General features: G+C 63.6%; 16 protein-coding genes. 7 read left to right on the top strand and 9 right to left on the bottom strand.

What is annotated here, in order from left to right:
* The first annotated feature begins 148 nt into the window (after positions 1 to 148).
* Together nirK and XI06_RS40225 are read left to right on the top strand one after the other, a co-directional pair.
* Positions 149 to 1,246: a copper-containing nitrite reductase gene (gene nirK / locus XI06_RS40220; RefSeq protein WP_237862908.1), complete on the top strand. Its 1,098-nt coding sequence runs from the start codon at positions 149 to 151 to the stop codon at positions 1,244 to 1,246.
* Between the two features lie 51 nt (positions 1,247 to 1,297).
* The gene (locus XI06_RS40225) at positions 1,298 to 2,173 is read left to right on the top strand and encodes a formylglycine-generating enzyme family protein (RefSeq protein ID WP_237862909.1); all 876 of its coding nucleotides are present in this window, start codon (positions 1,298 to 1,300) and stop codon (positions 2,171 to 2,173) included.
* Between the two features lie 29 nt (positions 2,174 to 2,202).
* Here the strand turns inward: XI06_RS40225 and XI06_RS40230 are convergent, their stop codons facing one another.
* Genes XI06_RS40230 through XI06_RS40240 form a run of 3 tightly spaced genes read right to left on the bottom strand, consistent with a single transcriptional unit; the run spans position 2,203 to position 4,248 of the window.
* Positions 2,203 to 2,838 carry a GNAT family N-acetyltransferase gene (locus XI06_RS40230; RefSeq protein WP_237862910.1) on the bottom strand — a complete coding sequence of 212 codons (636 nt, stop codon included), beginning with the start codon at positions 2,836 to 2,838 and terminating at the stop codon, positions 2,203 to 2,205.
* 22 nt (positions 2,839 to 2,860) lie between these two features.
* The gene (locus XI06_RS40235) at positions 2,861 to 3,511 is read right to left on the bottom strand and encodes a CoA transferase subunit B (protein ID WP_212298191.1); all 651 of its coding nucleotides are present in this window, start codon (positions 3,509 to 3,511) and stop codon (positions 2,861 to 2,863) included.
* Positions 3,511 to 4,248: a CoA transferase subunit A gene (locus tag XI06_RS40240; RefSeq protein WP_237862911.1), complete on the bottom strand. Its 738-nt coding sequence runs from the start codon at positions 4,246 to 4,248 to the stop codon at positions 3,511 to 3,513. Before XI06_RS40240 ends, XI06_RS40235 begins: the two co-directional genes overlap by 1 nt.
* 293 nt (positions 4,249 to 4,541) lie before the next feature.
* Here XI06_RS40240 and XI06_RS40245 point away from each other — a divergent pair, with 293 nt between their 5' ends.
* Positions 4,542 to 6,431: an AsmA family protein gene (locus tag XI06_RS40245; RefSeq protein ID WP_237863343.1), complete on the top strand. Its 1,890-nt coding sequence runs from the start codon at positions 4,542 to 4,544 to the stop codon at positions 6,429 to 6,431.
* Positions 6,432 to 6,498: 67 nt separating this feature from the next.
* Here XI06_RS40245 and dctA read toward each other — a convergent pair whose 3' ends face one another.
* Positions 6,499 to 7,884, bottom strand: coding sequence for a C4-dicarboxylate transporter DctA (dctA, locus tag XI06_RS40250; protein WP_271607830.1), 1,386 nt, complete (start codon positions 7,882 to 7,884; stop codon positions 6,499 to 6,501).
* A 52-nt stretch (positions 7,885 to 7,936) separates the two neighbouring features.
* Positions 7,937 to 9,010 (bottom strand): 4-oxalomesaconate tautomerase, encoded by a 1,074-nt coding sequence (locus XI06_RS40255; RefSeq protein WP_237872606.1) that lies wholly within the window; start codon positions 9,008 to 9,010, stop codon positions 7,937 to 7,939.
* A 118-nt stretch (positions 9,011 to 9,128) separates the two neighbouring features.
* On the opposite strand from XI06_RS40255, the gene XI06_RS40260 reads away from it, so the two are divergent.
* From XI06_RS40260 to XI06_RS40275, 4 genes are all read left to right on the top strand, one after another.
* Positions 9,129 to 10,112, top strand: a complete 984-nt coding sequence (locus XI06_RS40260; protein WP_237872609.1) for a LysR family transcriptional regulator — start codon at positions 9,129 to 9,131, stop codon at positions 10,110 to 10,112.
* Between the two features lie 246 nt (positions 10,113 to 10,358).
* Complete coding sequence (locus tag XI06_RS40265) at positions 10,359 to 11,744, top strand: ABC transporter substrate-binding protein (RefSeq protein ID WP_237862915.1); 1,386 nt, start codon at positions 10,359 to 10,361, stop codon at positions 11,742 to 11,744.
* 98 nt (positions 11,745 to 11,842) lie between these two features.
* The gene (locus XI06_RS40270; RefSeq protein ID WP_237862916.1) at positions 11,843 to 12,715 is read left to right on the top strand and encodes a carbohydrate ABC transporter permease; all 873 of its coding nucleotides are present in this window, start codon (positions 11,843 to 11,845) and stop codon (positions 12,713 to 12,715) included.
* The gene (locus XI06_RS40275) at positions 12,712 to 13,563 is read left to right on the top strand and encodes a carbohydrate ABC transporter permease (protein ID WP_237862917.1); all 852 of its coding nucleotides are present in this window, start codon (positions 12,712 to 12,714) and stop codon (positions 13,561 to 13,563) included. The genes XI06_RS40270 and XI06_RS40275 overlap by 4 nt, the downstream gene beginning before the upstream one ends.
* Here the strand turns inward: XI06_RS40275 and XI06_RS40280 are convergent.
* From XI06_RS40280 to XI06_RS40295, 4 genes are read right to left on the bottom strand one after another with little or no spacing between them, the layout of a single operon-like run.
* A complete protein-coding gene (locus XI06_RS40280; protein ID WP_271607831.1) occupies positions 13,560 to 14,060 on the bottom strand; it encodes a DUF6622 family protein in 501 nt (166 codons plus the stop codon). The two genes, XI06_RS40275 and XI06_RS40280, sit on opposite strands and share 4 nt — an antisense overlap.
* Positions 14,061 to 14,074: 14 nt before the next feature.
* Positions 14,075 to 14,887 (bottom strand): ABC transporter permease, encoded by an 813-nt coding sequence (locus XI06_RS40285; RefSeq protein WP_237862919.1) that lies wholly within the window; start codon positions 14,885 to 14,887, stop codon positions 14,075 to 14,077.
* A 1-nt stretch (position 14,888) separates the two neighbouring features.
* A complete protein-coding gene (locus XI06_RS40290; RefSeq protein WP_271607832.1) occupies positions 14,889 to 15,800 on the bottom strand; it encodes an ABC transporter permease in 912 nt (303 codons plus the stop codon).
* Positions 15,797 to 16,957 (bottom strand): ABC transporter ATP-binding protein, encoded by a 1,161-nt coding sequence (locus XI06_RS40295; protein ID WP_271607833.1) that lies wholly within the window; start codon positions 16,955 to 16,957, stop codon positions 15,797 to 15,799. The genes XI06_RS40290 and XI06_RS40295 overlap by 4 nt, the downstream gene beginning before the upstream one ends.
* Between the last annotated feature and the right edge of the window lie 8 nt (positions 16,958 to 16,965).

Genomic DNA, 16,965 nt, shown 5'->3' on the forward strand with positions numbered 1-16,965 from the left:
GGCGCATCCAGCTACGCGCTTCGGTCCACCCTTAAGGGATTCACCGGAGGCGAATCCGGCAAAAGCTTGTCGCAGCGCAAACACAATTGCCGCAACAGGCGCAGACTGCATCCGTCATCAAACGCTTTTCAGATGAAGGATGCTTCCGATGTTTACCCGCAGAGCCGCATTGATCAGCGCCGCCGCGACCGCACTAATGCTGGCAGCGCCCGCTTTCGCCGCCAACGACCTCAACCTGCCGCGGCAGAAGGTGGAGCTGGTCGCCCCGCCCTTCGTGCATGCGCACGAGCAGGCGACCAAGCAGGGCCCCAAGATCATGGAGTTCACGCTCACCATCGAGGAGAAGAAGGTCGTCATCGACGAGAAGGGCACCACCTTCCAGGCCATGACGTTCAACGGCTCGATGCCGGGCCCGCTGATGGTCGTGCATGAGGGCGACTATGTCGAAGTGACGCTGGTCAATCCCTCGACCAACTCCATGCCGCACAATATCGACTTCCACTCCGCGACTGGCGCGCTCGGCGGCGCCGCGCTCACTTTGATCAATCCCGGTGAGCAGGTCGTATTGCGCTGGAAGGCCACGCGGACCGGCGTGTTCGTCTATCACTGCGCTCCCGGCGGCCCGATGATTCCCTGGCACGTCGTCTCCGGCATGAACGGCGCCGTGATGGTGCTGCCGCGCGACGGACTGAACGACGGCAAGGGCCACGCGCTGAAATACGACAAGGTCTATTATATCGGCGAGCAGGACATGTACGTGCCGCGCGACGAGAAGGGCAATTTCAAATCCTACGACTCGCCGGGCGAAGCCTTCACCGACACTGAAGAGGTGATGAAGAAGCTCATCCCGTCCCACGTCGTGTTCAACGGCAAGGTCGGCGCCCTCACCGGCAAGAACGCGCTGACGGCGAATGTCGGCGAGAACGTCCTGATCGTGCATTCGCAGGCCAACCGCGACAGCCGTCCGCACCTGATCGGCGGCCACGGCGATTATGTCTGGGAGACCGGAAAATTCTCCAATGCGCCGGAGACCGGGCTCGAGACCTGGTTCATCCGCGGCGGCTCCGCGGGAGCGGCGATGTACAAGTTCCTGCAACCCGGCATCTACGCCTATGTCACGCATAATCTGATCGAAGCTGCCGACCTCGGCGCCACCGCCCACTTCAAGATCGAGGGCAAGTGGAACGACGATCTGATGACCCAGGTGAAGGCGCCTGCGGAGATACCGCCCGCCAGCACCAACTAGAGGCGACAAGGGGCCGGCCGTTACCGGCCCCTCCTCGTTCGGGGAACGACCATGCTGATTGCATTCAAGCTCAAATTGCTGCTCGCCTGCGCGGCCGGCTTCGCAGGACCGCTGGCCGTTGCGCCACTGGTTTCCGAGATGACAACGCACGACGCGCAAGGCGAGCCTGCGATCGTCGAGATTGCCGCGGGCAGCTTCGCCTACCGCGAGGCCGGCGATTTCACCCGCGCCGGGCAGCAGGCCGAGGCACCGCTGCACACATTGCAATTCACGAAACCGCTCCATGTCATGCGCGAGCAGGTCTCCTCGGCCGACTACCAGCTTTGCGTGCAGGATGGCGAATGCCGCGCGCTTGATCGCGGCGTCGCGATTGCGCCCGACCGTCCTGCGGTACAGGTGAGCTGGCACGATGCGCAGGCATATGCGAGCTGGCTGTCGCGCAAGACCGGCCACCATTACCGCCTGCCGAGCGACGCCGAATGGGCTTTTGCGGCGGGCTCGCGCTTCAAGGACGATGGCGCGCCCGCGGACGCGGACAATCCGGCAAAGCGCTGGATCAGCCGCTACGAGCGCGAATCCGAGCGCGACCTTTCCGACACCACGGCCTATCCGTTCGGCAAGTTCGGCCTCAACGAGCGTGGCGTGTCCGACGTCGCCGGCAATGTCTGGGAGTGGACTTCAACCTGCTTCGTGCGCTCGCGCGTCGATGCATCAGGTAACGCCGGCCGCCCGACGGTGAATTGCGGCGTACGCATCGCCGAAGGCGCGCACCGCGCCTACGTCACCGACTTCATCCGCGACGCACGCGCCGGCGGCTGCGCACAGGGCGTGCCGCCCGCCAATCTCGGTTTTCGTTTGGTCCGCGAGGAGCGGTCATGGGTGGCGAACGTGTCGGCGCGGTGGGGCAAAGTGTGGGCGAGGTCGTAGCCGCCTAGCCCGGATGGAGCGCAGCGAGGTCAAATTGCGCGCGCGAACATGCGAAATCCGGGCGCTCCGATGATCGCCTCGAAGGCGGGGTCTCGCTTCTCTTCCGCAAAGGCAAAACCGGCCTTGGCATAAGCCCGCTCTGCGGGCTCGTTGCCGATCAGGAACGAGATCGTTGCGCGATTAAATCCAGCCGTCCGCCCCTTCTCGAGCGCCTGCGCGATCAGTGCCTGCACGAGGCCGCGGCCGCGATAGGCGGGATCGGTCGCGACATGCTCGATCATCCAGTCACCCTCGCCGCCTTGAACCCAGCAGTCCCGGACATAGGCGCCGCGTCGGCGGATGGCCTCCAGCTCGGACGCAGTCAACCCAGTCGCTGCGCCGACCTCCGCGATCGCAGCCCACGCCGCCGGGCCGGTGCCGGCCGCAGGCACGGCACAGAGCGCAGCGGCGGGTTTGTCATCGCATTCCGCGATCAGGAAGTTCTGATAATGCCACATCGACACGGCCTGTGCGGTCGCGATACGCGCGATGAAATCGCGGCACTGCTGTTCCGGCCAGCCCAGCGCAATGTCGAACCAGCCGCGCGGCCGGTGGCCGCGCTGCGATGGCAGGATGGTTCTGGCGATGAAATCGGCATCGTCGGGACGCGCAGACCGTATCGTCATGCGCGCCCCCTTTGCCAGGACCTTACGTGTTCTTCAGCGCGACGCGGAATTCGGCTTCGGTCTTGGCCTTGACCTCATCGAGCGTGACGCCGTCGGCGAGCTCGATCAGAGCCATGCCGCCGTCCCCGTGCTTGTCGATGGTGAAGACGGCGAGATCGGTCACGACCATGTCGACGACGCGCTCGCCGGTCAGCGGCAGATTGCACTTCTTCAGGAGCTTGGCGCCGTCCTTGGCCGAATGCTCCATCACGACGACGACGCGCTTGACGCCGGCGACGAGGTCCATCGCGCCGCCCATGCCCTTGACCATCTTGCCGGGGATCATCCAGTTGGCGAGGTCGCCGTTCTGGGCCACCTGCATGGCGCCGAGGATCGACAGATCCATGTGGCCGCCGCGGATCATGCCGAAGGAATCCGCGCTGGAGAAATAAGAGGTCGACGGCAGCTCGCTCACGGTCTGCTTGCCGGCGTTGATGAGATCGGCATCTTCCTCGCCCTCATAGGGGAACGGGCCCATGCCGAGCATGCCGTTCTCGCTCTGCAGGCTGACGTCGACGCCATCGGGGATGTAGTTCGAGACCAGCGTCGGGATACCGATGCCGAGATTGACGTAATAGCCGTCACGCAATTCCTTCGCGGCGCGCGCGGCCATCTGTTCGCGGGTCCAGGCCATCAGATTTCTACTCCTGTTCCGGCCGCGGGCGCGCTCGACGGGCGCGGGCGGGTGTTGCGGAATTCGATGCGCTTCTTGGCCGTGCCGACCTCGACGATGCGCTTCACGAAAATGCCGGGCGTGTGGATGTGATCAGGGTTGAGTTCACCGGCGGGAACCAGGTGCTCGACCTCGGCCACGGTGATCTTCGCGGCGGTCGCCATCATCGGGTTAAAGTTGCGCGCGGTCTTGCGGTAGATCAGGTTGCCGGCGGTGTCGCCCTTCCAGGCGTGCACGATGGCGAGGTCGGCGAACAGGCCGCGCTCCATCAGGTACTTCTCGCCGTCGAACTCCTTCACTTCCTTGCCTTCGGCGATCAGCGTGCCGACACCGGTCTTGGTGTAGAAGGCCGGGATGCCGGCGCCGCCGGCGCGGATGCGCTCAGCCAGCGTGCCCTGCGGGTTGAATTCGAGTTCCAGCTCGCCGGCGAGGAATTGCTGGGCGAACAGCTTGTTCTCGCCGACATAGGACGAGATCATCTTCTTGATCTGGCGGGTTTCCAGGAGGCGCGAGAGCCCGATGCCGTCGACGCCGGCATTGTTCGAGACGACCGTCAGACCCTTCACGCCGGAGTCGCGGATCGCATCGGACAGCGATTCGGCGATGCCGCAGAGGCCGAAGCCACCCGACATGATCATCATGTTGTCCTTCAGAACGCCCTCGAGCGCCGACTTGGCGTCGGGATAGACCTTGTTCATGCAAAAACCCTCGACTTAAACCTGAGAGGCGCAGCGCCCTTATTGGCGGCGATTATTAGGCGAAATCGTCCGAAGCCGTCAATGATACGGGGTTCTCCGTTCCGAGGGGCGGTGCTAGAAGCTGCCCACGCCGTGGGCAGAACCGTCCGCGGCCTTGAAAGCGACAAGAAAACCCATCAAGTTGCGGCACTTAACATAACAGGACTTGGACAGGATCTTGGCGGGGGCGCGCAGGTTTCCCGGCCCGCCTTTCCGGCTCAAGCGACCAACCCGATCAGGACATGCCATTGACCATGGCCCAAGGAATGAAGCGCCTCGGGACGCCGATTGCGGCGCTGCTCGGCGTCGTGCTGATCGCCCTGATCGCGACCTCCTGGCTCATCAACCGCGACGCGTTGCGCAAGGCAGTCGAAGCGCAGATCCGCGACGTCACCGGACTCGAGCTCAGCGTGGCGGGCAATATCGACATTTCCGTATTGCCGGCGAGCTACATCTCCTTCCATGACGTCGGTCTCAAGGGCGGCGGCACCGCCGACCCCGCGCTCCATGTCGACGTGCTCACCGCCAATCTTCGGCTACTGCCGCTGCTGCTGCAACGGTTCGAAATCGCCGACCTGACACTGCTGCGGCCGCACATCCATGTCAGCCTGAAGCCGGACGGCGAGAGCAACTGGACACCGTTCATCCAGACCATTGCGCGAACGATGAAGCCCGGCGCCGACAACCAGGTCTCATTCTCCGAGATCAGGATCCAGGACGGCTTGCTCGACTATATGGACGTCGCCACGAATGCCACGGAGAAGTTCGAGGACATCGACCTGTCGCTGGCCTGGCCCTCGATCTCGCGCTCCTTCGCCGCAACCGGGCAGTTCGACTGGCGCGGCGAACGCGTCGACGGCTCGATCAGTTTTGCCGATTTCGTCGCGGCGCTCTCGGGCGAGCGCTCCGGCCTGAAGGCGCGGATCGCCAGTGCACCGCTCAAACTCGCCTTTGACGGCAGCGTCGCCAACCGCACTAGCCCGATGATGGAGGGCACGCTCACCATCGACAGCCCGTCCTTGCGCAACGCGCTGCGCTGGACCGGCCAGCCGCCGCCCGGCAGCGGCGGCTTCGGCCGCTTCGCGCTGAAGGCGCGCGCCAATGTCGTTGGCGCCTCGATCGCGCTGACCAACGTCAATGTCGAGCTCGACGGCAACACCGCCGAGGGCGTCATGACCTATGCCAATAACGGCCGGCAGACTCTGCAGGCGACGCTGGCCGCCGACGCACTCGACTTCACGCCTTATATCTCCACCTTCCGTCTGCTCGCGAGCGGCGCGCGCGACTGGAACAGGCAGCTGTTCGATCTCAACGGATTGTCGAGCACCGACCTCGACATGCGCCTCTCGGCAGCCAGGCTGACGGTCGGCCCGACCAAGCTCGGCCGCACCGCGATCGGCGCCAATTTGCGCAACGGCACGCTGGCGCTCTCGGTCGGCGAGGCCCAGGTCTATGGCGGCATCGCCAAGGGCTCGTTCGGCATCTCGCGCTCCGACACGGTCGCCGACATCAAGGCGCAATTCCAGTTCGCCGACGTTGACCTTCAGGCCTGCGCTACCGAGCTGTTCGGCCTCAACAAGCTGTCTGGCCGCGGCAACATCAACGTGTCCCTCATGGCCTCCGGCTCGAGCCCGTTTGGCCTCGTGCAATCGCTCGACGGCACCGCCAGCGTGATCGGGCACGACGGCGCCATCTCCGGCTTCAATGCCGAGCAGCTCCTGAAACGGCTCGAGCGCCGGCCGCTGTCCGGCGGCGGCAATTTCCGCAGCGGTACGACGCCGTACGACAACCTCACCATCTCGGTGAAATTCGCCGACGGCATCGCCACCGCCGAGGACATCCGCATCGAAGGGCCTGCGGCAAAGATCACGCTGACCGGCACCGCGTCGGTGCCGACGCGCGAATACGACATGAAAGGTGTGGCGAGCCTGAACACAACGTCCGGCTTTCAGCTGCCTTTCATGGTGCAGGGTCCCTGGGACGATCCGCTGATCTTCCCCGACCCCGAAGCCCTGATCCGCCAGTCGCCAGCGGCATCACCCTTCCTCGACCTCCTGAAGCAACGCATCACCGGCGGCAAGCGGCAGGCGCCCGAGGGATCGCCGACGGCGGAGAACGCGAAGGACAACGCCAAGTCTAACTAGAGTGATCGAGGTCCTGGTCCTGAGGGGCCAGATCGCGTACTGCGTCCGACTTGATCCAAAGGCGCCGTCAGGCCGCCGATTGCGTCGTCGAAATCCAGCTCTTGTGGTCCCGGATCACTGTTGCCCCGGCGATCTTCGTCCCGGCCGCAATCTCCACACTGCCGCTCTGCCCCAGTTCACGAGCCAACACCTCGCGGTCACAGGCGTCCTCCCACAGCGAAACGGTGATGGCTGCGACGCAATTGCTGATCATGCTGGTCAGCGCCCGCGCTTCCGACATGAAGCGGTCGATACCGACCAGCAGGGCCACGCCGGTCACAGGCAAATCGGGCATGACGGAGAGGGTCGCCACAAGCGCGACGAAGCCGCTGCCGGTGACACCGGCCGCTCCTTTCGACGTCAGCAGCATCAGTCCGAGCATCGCCGCGATCTGCCCCCATGACAGGTGAATGTCGCAGGCTTGCGCGATGAAGATGGAGGCCAGGGTGAGATAGATGGCGCTGCCGTCCAGATTGAAGGAGTAGCCCATCGGCAGCACGAGCCCTGACACGCCTTTCCGGCATCCGAGCTGCTCCAGCTTGCGCAGCGCGCCAGGCAGCGCCGGCTCCGACGAGGACGTGCCGAGCACGATCAGCAACTCTTCCCTGAAGTAGCGGATCGTCTTCCACAGGCTGAAGCCGTTCAGCCGCGCCAGCGTCCCGAGCACGACGACCACAAAGACGGAGCAGGCGACATAGAACGTCAAGATCAGCAGTCCGAGCGAGCCAATCGAACGGACGCCGTAACGGCCCACCGTGAATGCCATGGCGCCGAAGGCCCCGAGCGGCGCAAGCTTCATGATGAAGCCGAAGGACACAAACAGCACGTGCGAGAACGAGGCGACCGCCTTTGTCACCGCAGCACCTCCGTCGCCCGCACGGCTTAAGCCAAAGGCGATCAGGATGGAGATCAGCAGGACCGGCAGCACCTCGCCATCCGCAAACGCTCCGAAGAACGAATGCGGGATGATGTGCAGCATGAAGTCCGCAAATCCGGTCGCAGCTGCCTGCTTGGTGAACTTCGCAGCCACCGACGGATCCAGCGTACTGACGGAAACATGCATGCCCACACCCGGCTGGATCAACGAGACAGCCATCAGTCCGGCCAGCAGGGCGAGCACGGTCAGCAGATAGAACAGCGCCATGGATTTCACCAGGGTGCGACCGACCTCGCGGGAATCGCTGATGCTGTTGATGCCGCTGACGATGGTGCAGAACACGATCGGTGCGATCATCATCTTGACGAGCTTGACGAAGCCGTCTCCGAGGGGCTTCAGCGCGGCGCCAAATTCCGGCCAGAAATGACCAGTGAGGACGCCCAGCATGACGCCAATCAACACCTGAACGTAGAGTATGCGATAGAATGGCTTTCGTGCCTCGCTGTGCCCGGGCCCAACCATTGCTTGCACCTGCATTCTCGTTTCTCCCATGTTCTGATTTTCTTGATGGCTTCGCAGGCGGCAGGTTTCAGGCCGCCAGCACCGCATGAGGCACGTGCGACCGGCGGGCAAAGACGTGCCCTTCAAAGATCCGCCGGGCTGTCCGCTGCACCCGGGCGACCGGCCCGGGCTCCAGCCGAACCACGAGCTGGCCGGAGGGATGGCCGAGCGTGATCGGCACCGGCGGCGCCAGCGGTCCGACCATCTCTGCGGCGATCGTTCCGGGTGTCACGCATGCAGTCGCGATCGCGACAGCGCCGGTCACCGCCAGCGCGCTATGACAGTCATGGGGCATGAAGTACCGGGTGTTCAGGGTCGCGGCGCCGGCAGACGCAATCAGAACCGGCTTCGGAATCACCATGTTCGCGGAATCTGGAAAACCCATCAGACGCCCGGCCTCGATACGCAGTCTTTCGAGACGCGCGCGGAAGCTGCTGTCGGCGAAGTCGGAGGGCGCCTCGCGACCGGTCCATCCCAGATCCGCCGCGCGGACCAGCATGACCGGCATCGCAGCGTCGATGCAGGTCACATCGATCCCTCCAATGCTGTCGACCGGCCGTCCGGTCGGCAGCAGGCGGCCAGTGCGCGCGCCCGCCGCGTTGGGGAACGACAGTTCGACGGGCGCGGCGGTCCCCGGTACGCCATCGATTCGCGCTTCGCCCTCGTAAGTGACCCGCCCACCGGGGGTGGCGACCGTCGCATCGATCAGCTTGCCGGTGTTGACATTGTGGATACGCACATGCGTGCGATCTGCGGTCGCGGCGACCAGGCCGGCTTCGATTGCGAACGGCCCCACGGCAGCCAGCATGTTTCCGCAGTTCGGGGACGTATCGACGATCCCTTCACGAACGCGCACCTGGACGAAAAGGTAGTCGACATCGGCGCCTGGCACGGATGCCGGCCCAATGATCGCGACCTTGTTGACAACCGCATTGCCGCCGCCGATTCCATCGATCCCGAGATCGTGCCCGCTTCCCATCACGGACAACAGGAGCGCGTCGCGCAGGCCGGGGTCGGCCGGAAGATCGCGGGCCAGGAAAAACGGGCCCCGAGAGGTCCCTCCGCGCATGACCACACAAGGAATGGCAATCTGATCGTTCATGGCATTGTTCCGTTCGGCGACATCTTCGTTCGAACCCGAACATCCTCCGCCAGAACTCTTTTGTGAAATGCAAATATCTGAGGTATTATTCCGTATATCGGTATAATGGAGCCTGCTCATGAACGCTGAACTGCTCGACCTCAAGGCGTTCATCACCGTTGCAGAGACGGGAAGCTTCGTGCGGACCGCCAGGGCGCTGAACCTGTCGCAGCCCGCGCTCAGCCGACGCATTCAGAAGCTGGAGGAAAGCCTGGGTGCGCCACTGCTCGAGCGCTCCACCCGCCACGTCAATCTCACCATGACAGGCCGCGACTTCCTGCCGAAGGTGCGCCGGCTCATCGACGAATTCGAGACCTCGGTGCTCGCCATCCAGGATATCGGAGCGCGGAGTTCAGGCCTGGTCTCGGTCGCCGCGGTGCCGACCGCGGTGTTCTACTTCCTGCCGCGTGCAATCGGCCGGTTCGCCGATGCGTATCCGCGCATTCGCGTTCGCATTCTGGACATTGGTGCCAACGAGGGATTGGAAGCGGTCGCGCGCGGAGAAGTTGACTTCGGCATCAATTTCATCGGTGCCTCACATGCCGAGATTGAATTCGAGAAGCTCGTTGAGGATCCTTTCGTCCTCGCCTGCCGCCATGACCATCCGCTGGCATCGCGCAAACAGGTAAGCTGGCCCGAAATCGCGCCGCACCGAGTTATCACCGTCGGCCGCAACAGCGGCAATCGCGCGTTGATCGACAATGCGCTGGCGCGACATGGCCTCCAGTTGAACTGGTCCTATGAAGTCGCGCACCTCTCCGGTTCGCTCGGTCTGGTCGAAGCGGGCCTCGGCATCGCCGTGCTCCCCAAGCTGGCGACGCCGGCCGCCGGCCATCCGATCATTCACACCATTCGGCTGATCGAGCCGGAAGTGTCGCGGACGATCGGAATCGTGCGCCGGCGCGGAGCTACATTATCCCCTCATGCCAGCCAATTCCTCAAGATGCTCCTCGAGGCATGGCGCTCTCCATCCCGGACCGGCGGGCAAGGCAAGCCGCGGTCCCGGTCCGCTGAGGCAAGTGCGGAAGCCGTTTCGACGGGCCCGAAGGGAAAGCGCTCGTAGCTCGCAGAGAGTGCGGCGCAAGTCCGTTTCCCGGTAGAGGCGTGAGCAGCCTCGCTTTGGGAACACGCACTCCGAATTGATCGGCACGAATTGATGCGGCGATTGGATCGATGCGCGCGTTAAGCATCTCCGAGAGCCCGACACCCCTCGACCTAGGTCTGACAACATGCCGCTAGATCGGATAGCGGCCATGGGCTAGTGTTTTATCCGACCGGTTAAAACACCGGCCGCTTGAGGGAGAAAAACGTGAAATCCAAGGTTATTGGCGCAGTTACATTGGCGGTAGCTGCAGCTGGGCTGTTTGCAGCCGCCGCACCCGCTTTTGCGCAGCAAAAAACGATTACGGTCTGGTGGGGCAAGGGCTTCTACCGCTCCGAAGACGACGCACTGCTCGACACGATCAAGAAGTTCGAAGCCAAGACCGGCATCAAGGTCGAGTTGTCGCAGTATGCGATCCAGGACATGATTCCGAAGACGGTCGCCGCGCTCGATGCCGGCACCGTGCCCGACGTCGCCTATTCCGACACTTATGACGTGCAGGTGCAGGGCAAGTGGGCCTATGAGGGCAAGCTCGAGGACCTTTCCGACATCATGGAACCGATCAAGGATCGGTTCGTGCAAAACACGCTGGATGCGTCGATCCTCTATAACGACGTCGCCAAGAAGAAAGCCTATTACGGCTTCCCGCTGAAGCAGCAGAGTATGCACGTCCAGATCTGGAACGACATGCTGGAGAAAGCCGGCTTCAAGCAGAGCGACATCCCGAATGATTGGGAAGGCTATTGGTCATTCTGGTGCGACAAGGTGCAGCCGGCGATCCGCAAGGCCACCGGCCAGCGCATCTACGCCGTCGGCCAGCCGATGGGCGTGGAATCCACCGACGCCTTCCAGTCGTTCTACACCTTCATGGACGCCTATCATGTCAAGCTGGTCGACGACGACGGCAAGCTCCTGGTGGACGATCCCAAGGTTCGCGAGAACCTGATCAAGGCGATGAAGGACTACACCGACACCTACATCAAGGGCTGTACCCCGCCGTCCTCGACGACCTGGAAGGACCCGGACAACAACGTCGCCTTCCACAACAAGACCATCGTGATGACCCACAACTTCACGATCTCGATCGCGGCGAAATGGTACGAGGACTCGCAGAACCAGGCGCTGACGCAAGAACAGCGCGACGCCGGCAAGAAGGCCTATGAGCAGGACATCATCACGGCGTCCTTCCCGAAGGCGCCGGATGGTTCGACCATTCGCTACCGCTCCGACGTCAAGACCGGGCTGATCTTCACCGCGGCCAAGAACAAGGCCGAGGCCAAGCAGTTCATCAGCTTCCTGCTCCAGGAAGAGAACGTGCGTCCCTATATCGAGGGCGCGCTCGGCCGCTGGTTCCCGGTGACGAAGGAAAGTCAGGCCAGCCCGTTCTGGCAGGCCGACAAGCATCGCAAGGCGGTGTACGCCCAGTTCACCGGCGGCACCGCGCCGTTCGACTTCACCAAGAACTGGAAGTTCACGATCCTGAACAACGAGAACGTCTGGGCCAAGGCGATGAACCGCGTGGTCAGCGAGAAGGTCCCGGTCGACAAGGCCGTCGACGAACTGATCGCCCGCATCAAGCAGGTCGCGGGCTAAGTCCCCTGCACTTCCCTCTCCCCGCTTTGCGGGGAGAGGTGTAAGAACAACACCGGCCGCGTTTCGCGGCCGGCTTCTCTTTGAAGAGTTCGAAAAGAATGGCGATTACGCTTTCTGGCGATCAGGCGATCCCCGCCCCACCCCTGACGTCGCGGCTGACCACGGCGCAGGTCTGGGGCATCGTGCTGCTCACGCCCTATCTGCTCGTTTTCCTCGCCTTCGTCGTCTATCCCGTCTGCTACGGGCTGTGGCTGGCGCGAGCGCCGTCGAACTATGTCGCGCTCTGGAACGACCCGATCTTCGGGCGCGCCGCGGTCAACACGCTGATCTTCCTGGTCATCGGCATCAACATCAAGATGCTGATCGCGCTGTTCCTGTCCGGCTTTTTTGCGCAGCAGCGCACCTGGATCAAATGGCTTTCGGTGATCTTCATCCTGCCCTGGGCGGTGCCGTCGATTCCGACCATCCTGTCGGTGCGCTTCATGCTCAACCCCGAATGGGGCATGATCAACCACTACATCTTCGCCTTCACCGGCGATGACGGCCCGAACTGGCTGAACGACCCGACCGTGGCGCTGACCATGGCGATCGGCGTGCACATCTGGAAATCGCTACCGTTCTGGACGATGATCCTGATCACCGGGCGCCTTGCGATCGCGCAGGACCTATTCGAGGCCGCCGAGGTCGACGGCGCGAACTGGTGGCAAAAATTCCGCTTCATCACCTGGCCGTCGATGCAGACGCTCTACGTCACCTGCACGCTGCTCTCGATGATCTGGACGCTCGGCGATTTCAACAGCGTCTATCTGCTCACCGGCGGTGGTCCGGCCGACCTCACGCACGTGCTGTCGACGCTTGGCATTCGCTATCTCCGGCTCGACCAGCTCTCGCTCGCGATGGCCTCCATCGTCTGCGCGATGCCGTTCGTCCTGCCGCTCGTGTATTTCATGATGAAACGGTTGTCGCGATGAAGCTTCCCTCCCTCCGTGACGTCGCGACGGAAGCGCGGCTGCTGCTGATCGGCATTCCCGTCTTCCTGTGGACGATGATTCCGATCTATCACATGTTCCTGTTCGCGATCTCTCCGAAGGAGGACGCGTTCTCGGGCAAGCTGTGGCCGGACCATCCGACGCTGCACAACTTCGAAATCGTGTTCAAGCAGCAGCACTATTTCCTGCGCGACTTCTACGTCCAGTTCTGGAATTCGACCGTGATCGCGGCCGCCGTCGGTGCGCTGACCCTGTTCATCGCCACGGCTGCGGCGTTCTCGATCTCGCGGCTGAAGGTGCCAGGCGGGCGCGTGGTGCTGAACCTCGCGCTCTTCACCTATTTCATTCCGGCGGCGTTCCTCGCCGTGCCGATGTACCGCACCATGGGCAATTACGGTCTGCTCAACAATCGCTGGGCATTGATCCTGGCGATGGTGACGATCGCCTCGCCCTACGCGATCTGGGTGCTCAAGCAGGCCTCCGACAAGCTGCCGGTCGAGCTGGATGAAGCCGCGGTGATGGACGGCGCCACGACGCTGCAGATCTTCCGCCTGGTCTATTTGCCGCTGATGATGCCCTCGCTGGTCGCGATCGGCACCTATGCGGTGCTGCTGGCCTGGAACGAATATCTCTACGCGTTCCTGCTACTCTCGAACGACCAAGACATCACGCTGCCCGTCGCGCTCGGCAACTTCCTTGCCGCGGACGATTCGCCCTGGGAGCTGCTGATGACCACCGGCTTCATCTACGCGCTGCCACCGGCCGCGGTCTACTACGCCTTCCGCCGCTACATGGTGGGCGGGCTGACGGCGGGCGCGGTGAAGTCCTAGACATCCTCGGCGCACTTCCTGCGATAGGCGAGCAGCAGCGCGACCATCGAACCGAAGAAATAGCCGGCGGTCGCGCCCGAAATGGCGCGGCCGACGATGGTTGCAAGCGCTCGGTCGCCTGCGTCGATGGCGGAGATCACGCTCACCGTGTACTGCAGGGTGAACACGACGAGATTGCGAATCAGCGCGAATGCACTGCCTGGACGGATGATCTCTCCCGTCTTGTGATCGACATCGAACGGACGCGGTGTCAGCACACCGAGCGGCAGCAGCGCGAGCGCCGCGCCGATCCATGCGACCAGCGGCCATTGGCTGTCCTGATGTCCGAAACCGATCCTCGAAACGCCCCAGGCGATGAAGACGACGGGGACGATCAATGCGCGCCAGATCGGCGCCTTGCGCGTCTGCATCGCCTTGATGCCCTGCCAGACCAGATAAGCCAGCAGGATCCAGACCCAGGGTGGGGTATGAATCAGGATTTGATAGACGAACATCATGACCCATTCCTTTTCTAGAGAGGCGCAGCGCTCTCTCCCTGCGAGCTCGACAGTTTTGAAGCGAGCGAGGCGATGACAATGACGACCGCGATCAGGGCGATCACCAGCGTGCAGATCGCATTGATCTCCGGCTTCACACCCAGTCGCACCTCGGAATAGATACGGATCGGCAGCGTGGCCGAGCCGGGGCCGGTGGTGAAGCTGGCGATCACGAGGTCGTCGAGCGAGAGCGTGAAGGCGAGCATCCATCCGGCGACGATGGCGGGCGCGATCAGCGGCAGCGTGACCGACAGGAAGGCCCGAACGGGCGCGCAGCCGAGATCCATCGCCGCCTCCTCGAGCGAACGGTCGAGCGAGCCGAGGCGCGACTGCACGACGACGGCGACAAAGCACATCGTCAGCGTGGTATGCGCGATCGTCACCGTCCAGAAGCCGCGCTCGGCGTTCAGCGCCACGAACAGCAGCAGCAGCGACAGTCCCGTGATCACCTCCGGCATCACCAGCGGCGCATAGAGCATGCCGGAGAACAGCGTGCGGCCGCGAAAGCGCTCGCCGCGCGACAGCGCCACCGCAGCCAGCGTGCCGATCAGTGTGGCGATGGTTGCGGAGGCGACCGCAACCCTCAGGCTCATCCAGGACGCCTCGATCATGGCGCGGTCAGCGAAGAACTCGTGATACCAGCGCAGCGACCAGCCGCCCCATACCGTCACCAGCCGCGAGGCGTTGAAGGAGTAGATGACGAGGATCAGAATAGGCAGATAGAGGAAGGCGAGTCCCAGCGCCAGCGAGGCAATGTTGAATCGGGACAGACGGGACGCCTTTCGCATCTCACTGTTCCTCCAACTGCCGCCGCTGCAGCCGCTCGTAAAGCAGGAGCGGCGCCAGCAACACCACGAGCAGCACGATCGCTGCGGCGGAGGCCACCGGCCAGTCCTTGTTGGTGAAGAATTCGAGCCACAGCGTCTGGCCGATCATCAGCGAGTTGGAGCCGGCGAGAAGATCCGGGATGACGAACTCGCCGACAACGGGGATGAAGCACAACAGCACGCCGGCGCCGACGCCCGGCAGCGACAGCGGGAATGTGACCAGCCAGAACACCTGCCAGGGCGGCGCGCCGAGATCGGAGGCCGCTTCCTCCAGCGCCGGCTCCATCTTGGCGAGCGTGGCGTAGAGCGGCAGGATCATGAACGGCAGATAGGAATAGACGATGCCGATATACATCGCAGTGTCGGTGGAGAGCCACACCACCGGCTGGCTGACCAGGTGCAACGCCAGCAGGATCTGATTGAGCAGGCCGTCGTGCTGGAGGATGTTGATCCAGGCATAGATGCGGATCAGGAACGAGGTCCAGAACGGCACGATCACCAGCACCATCGCCACCGCCTGCCAGCGTTTTGGCAGTCGCGCCATGCCGTAGGCAATGGGATAGCCGATCACGAGCAGCAACACGGTCGCTGTCACGGCAACAGTCAGGCTGCGCAAATAGGCGAACACATACAGGTCGTCGGAGGCGATCAGCCTGAAATTGTCGATCGAGAGCGTGGCAAAGGCCGACCGGATCGCCGTCCATCCCGCTGTCAGATCGAACACCGGCTCATAGGGCGGCTGCGCGATCGCCGTCTGCGACAGGCTGATCTTCAGCACGAAACCGAACGGCACCAGCAAGAACAGCACCATCCACACATACGGCGCGATCGCGGCGAAGCGCGCCGGTCGCGCAAAGATCCGGCGCGCGCTCATGACGGCAGCACCACGCAATCGTCGGGCGTGAACCAGGCGACGACGTGCTGGTTCAGACTATAGGCATCGATATCCAGGCGCGCACTGTTGGCGACAGACGCCTGCAGCATTCCACCCGTATCAAGCTTCACCTTGTAGGTGGTGGTGCCGCCGAGATAGCAGATGTCCGCGATCACGCCGTCGAGCAGGTTGATCGCCGTTTCATGACCGGCCGCGCTCACGGGACCACGGCGCGACAGCTTGACCTTCTCGGGGCGGATCGCCACTGAGAACTTTCCCTCGCCGACCGCTTCACGCGGCTCGGCCACAACAAGCGCGCCGGCATCGCGCGTGCCAATGACGAGGCGATGACCATCGCGCAATTTGGACTCGGCGTCGAACAGATTGATGTCGCCGACGAACTCCGCGATCCAGCGCGAACGCGGGGCCTCGTAGAGCTCGCGCGGGGTCCCGACCTGCGCAAGCTTGCCGGATTTCATCACGCCGATCCGGCTGGCCATCGTCATCGCCTCCTCCTGGTCATGCGTGACGATGATGAAGGTCATGCCGAGCCGACGCTGCAGCTCCATCAGCTCGCCTTGCGTGTTTTCGCGCAACTTCTTGTCGAGGGCCGCGAGCGGCTCGTCGAGCAGCAACAATTGCGGCCTTCGCGCCAGCGCGCGGGCCAGCGCGACGCGCTGGCGCTGGCCGCCGGAGAGCTGGTCGGGCTTGCGCTTCTCGAGCCCCTCGAGCTTGACCAGCGCGACCATCTCCGCGACGCGCGTTGCGATGTCGGCACGCGCCATGCCGGCGCGCTTGAGGCCGAAGGCGATGTTGTCGCGCACGGACAGATGCGGGAAAAGCGCGTAGTTCTGGAACATCATGTTGATCGGACGCTCATGCGGCAGCGCCTGCGCGATGTCCTTGCCGCCGAGCAACATGCGTCCTTCGTCCGGGGCCTCGAAACCCGCAAGCATGCGCAGCAGGGTGGTCTTGCCGCAGCCGCTGGGACCGAGCAGCGCAAAGAACTCGCCGGCCTTGATCTCGAGCGACACACCGTCGACCGCACGGAACGTCCCGAAGGTCTTGGCGACGCCCTCGATGCGCAGCAGCGGCTCGCCCGCGGCCGGACGCGCATCTCGGCCAGCGACGTCTGTTCCGGGCAATTCGTCAGTCATGGTCCCTG

The organism is Bradyrhizobium sp. CCBAU 11434 (genome assembly GCF_028128895.1).
Classification (GTDB): Bacteria; Pseudomonadota; Alphaproteobacteria; order Rhizobiales; family Xanthobacteraceae; genus Bradyrhizobium; species Bradyrhizobium zhengyangense.

Excerpts from the sequence above, each read along its gene's own strand:
- XI06_RS40235 (WP_212298191.1), bottom strand. The coding sequence starts at position 3,511 with ATGGCCTGGACCCGCGAACAGATGGCCGCGCGCGCCGCGAAGGAATTG.
- XI06_RS40280 (WP_271607831.1), bottom strand. The coding sequence starts at position 14,060 with ATGATGTTCGTCTATCAAATCCTGATTCATACCCCACCCTGGGTCTGG.
- XI06_RS40285 (WP_237862919.1), bottom strand. The coding sequence starts at position 14,887 with ATGCGAAAGGCGTCCCGTCTGTCCCGATTCAACATTGCCTCGCTGGCG.
- XI06_RS40225 (WP_237862909.1), top strand. The coding sequence starts at position 1,298 with ATGCTGATTGCATTCAAGCTCAAATTGCTGCTCGCCTGCGCGGCCGGC.
- XI06_RS40290 (WP_271607832.1), bottom strand. The coding sequence starts at position 15,800 with ATGAGCGCGCGCCGGATCTTTGCGCGACCGGCGCGCTTCGCCGCGATC.
- nirK (WP_237862908.1), top strand. The coding sequence starts at position 149 with ATGTTTACCCGCAGAGCCGCATTGATCAGCGCCGCCGCGACCGCACTA.
- XI06_RS40270 (WP_237862916.1), top strand. The coding sequence starts at position 11,843 with ATGGCGATTACGCTTTCTGGCGATCAGGCGATCCCCGCCCCACCCCTG.
- XI06_RS40245 (WP_237863343.1), top strand. The coding sequence starts at position 4,542 with ATGGCCCAAGGAATGAAGCGCCTCGGGACGCCGATTGCGGCGCTGCTC.
- XI06_RS40255 (WP_237872606.1), bottom strand. The coding sequence starts at position 9,010 with ATGAACGATCAGATTGCCATTCCTTGTGTGGTCATGCGCGGAGGGACC.
- XI06_RS40230 (WP_237862910.1), bottom strand. The coding sequence starts at position 2,838 with ATGACGATACGGTCTGCGCGTCCCGACGATGCCGATTTCATCGCCAGA.
- XI06_RS40295 (WP_271607833.1), bottom strand. The coding sequence starts at position 16,957 with ATGACTGACGAATTGCCCGGAACAGACGTCGCTGGCCGAGATGCGCGT.
- dctA (WP_271607830.1), bottom strand. The coding sequence starts at position 7,884 with ATGCAGGTGCAAGCAATGGTTGGGCCCGGGCACAGCGAGGCACGAAAG.
- XI06_RS40275 (WP_237862917.1), top strand. The coding sequence starts at position 12,712 with ATGAAGCTTCCCTCCCTCCGTGACGTCGCGACGGAAGCGCGGCTGCTG.
- XI06_RS40260 (WP_237872609.1), top strand. The coding sequence starts at position 9,129 with ATGAACGCTGAACTGCTCGACCTCAAGGCGTTCATCACCGTTGCAGAG.
- XI06_RS40240 (WP_237862911.1), bottom strand. The coding sequence starts at position 4,248 with ATGAACAAGGTCTATCCCGACGCCAAGTCGGCGCTCGAGGGCGTTCTG.